Source organism: Zunongwangia pacifica (assembly GCF_023499215.1).
GTDB lineage: Bacteria > Bacteroidota > Bacteroidia > Flavobacteriales > Flavobacteriaceae > Zunongwangia > Zunongwangia pacifica.
In genome coordinates this window covers 1-1,934 of record NZ_JAKHSK010000088.1, presented here as the reverse complement: position 1 = coordinate 1,934, position 1,934 = coordinate 1, and the positions used below count along the sequence as shown (strand labels likewise).

Below are 1,934 nucleotides of genomic sequence, written 5' to 3'. Positions count from 1 at the left end.
ATTTAATTCACCCTATAGATTAGTTCATAATCGTGGGCAGTTACGAACATGGGAGTATTAGTTATTGGTTCTTCCATTTTTGAATATGTTAATCTAAACAGTTCTTGAAGTCTAAGAATGACTAACAATTCACACACTTCATAAGCTTTTTGAATATTCGGTTCTTTAAATCGGTCATTTTCATGAACGTCTTGAAAAACCTTCTGAATATCTTCAAGTCCGGTGATTGTAAAATCACCTGTTGTCGAATCATAGAAATCGCACAACCAATTCCAATCATCTCCGCCTATTTCTTTAAATGAAAACAAATCAATAAACCACCTATCATAGTTAATTGTAAATCCATTCATTTCACAATAATACGCAGCGGGTCTAAAATCTGTAGGCTTTCCAAAAACTGATTTTATTAGGCCTTTTGGTTTATTTAAAATCTGAGATGTAGATTTATGGAAGTTTTGAATATGAACCTTCAAATCATGTGCTAAGTGTAAAATATCTTTACCAATCATTTTGTGGAAATCCGTCTCTGGAATCTTGTTTAACTCTGATTCCGCAAGCTGAATTGCACCATTAAGCTCATTTTTCGCTACCAGTTTTCTTAGTTTATCCTCTAACTCAAAATTCATAATTTCAATTTTGCAGGTTGTTTCTTAAAGTAGGCCATAACGGTTTGATAGGCTAACAATAAATTATCTTATAAAGGCAAGTCGGTAACCCCTATAATTTTATCTGGTCAGGTCACAGTATATTCATCTTCGACTTTAGCATCGATAACAGTGCTTCATTGTTGGCAAGTGATTTTACTTTAAAACTTTTTCATAATTAGAATTTACTAAATCTCGTATCAGATCAGAATTATGCTGATTTATTAAAATAATTAATCCCCAATTAGATTTCTTATCATACGCAAGGATCGAAGAACCTGAAAATGTATCGCCTGTCTTGTAAAAAAATATATCATCTCCACTTCTTGCTCTTTCTTGGCCCAAACCTACTTCTCTTTGTGTGTTTTTGTAAAAAGTGTTTTCTGTTATTTCAGTTGCCTCGCCAATTTGTCCTTTACCAGTAAGAAGAATTTTTAGCAATTTTGACATATCTGATGTATTTGACTTAAGTAAACCAGCGGGTGCAGTTATGGAATTCCAATTAAAATACTCTTGTTCTAATCCATCTATATCGTAGCCAGTCACTCTGTTTTCCACATCAAATTTCGCTGTATATGTACTTGTCATTTGAGCCGGATCAAGTATTTTTTCTTTTAAAATATTTTCAAATTCCTCGTTGTAAACTTCTTCTAATATCATTCCCATTAGAGTATAGCTGATATTTGAATATCTATAATTCCCATAATCGGATAACGAGGTGCTGTCATTTATGATGGAATGAATGGTTTCTTCGCTTATGTCTAAGGGTTGTTTAGGTTTTAACTCCATTAATTTTTTGAAATCAAAATCGGGCAAACCTGATTGATGAGAAGCTAAATCAGAAATTTTAATTTTGTGTCTTATTTTTTCTGGTAGTTTATAGTCTTGTGGTAAATAATTATCTATGAAATCATCAATTTTTAATTTTCCTTCTTTCTGAGCTTGTGCAATTAAATTTGCAGTTAACAATTTCGTGATAGAACCAATTTCATAAATTGTATTTTCATTTACGTTCAAATTACTTTTTCTGCTAAGATTTCCATAATTAAAGAAATATTCTTCTCCGTTATCGATGAAGCCTATACTAATTGCTACATCTGGATTTTTTTCATGGATAATTTTACTGATTGAATCAACTCCTTGTGCTCTTGATTGTGCGATTGTAAATTGACTTGTTAATAAAAGAATATATAAGCTGATGAAAATTTTCATTGATAGATTTTTAATATACGTCTGGAATGAGAATTGTTGTTACCGAAATCCTCGTTAAAATTTTTTGCCAACGGCAGT

The 1,934-nt window shown here is 31.5% G+C and carries 2 protein-coding genes; both read right to left on the bottom strand.

Going from position 1 to position 1,934, the window contains the following annotated elements; genetic code table 11:
- Positions 1–2 precede the first annotated feature (2 nt).
- A complete protein-coding gene (locus tag L1967_RS22150; RefSeq protein ID WP_249603665.1) occupies positions 3–626 on the bottom strand; it encodes a hypothetical protein in 624 nt (207 codons plus the stop codon).
- A 174-nt stretch (positions 627–800) separates the two neighbouring features.
- Positions 801–1,856 carry a serine hydrolase domain-containing protein gene (locus tag L1967_RS22145; protein WP_249603664.1) on the bottom strand — a complete coding sequence of 352 codons (1,056 nt, stop codon included), beginning with the start codon at positions 1,854–1,856 and terminating at the stop codon, positions 801–803.
- Positions 1,857–1,934: the final 78 nt, after the last annotated feature.

Excerpts from the sequence above, each read along its gene's own strand:
- L1967_RS22150 (WP_249603665.1), bottom strand. The coding sequence starts at position 626 with ATGAATTTTGAGTTAGAGGATAAACTAAGAAAACTGGTAGCGAAAAAT.
- L1967_RS22145 (WP_249603664.1), bottom strand. The coding sequence starts at position 1,856 with ATGAAAATTTTCATCAGCTTATATATTCTTTTATTAACAAGTCAATTT.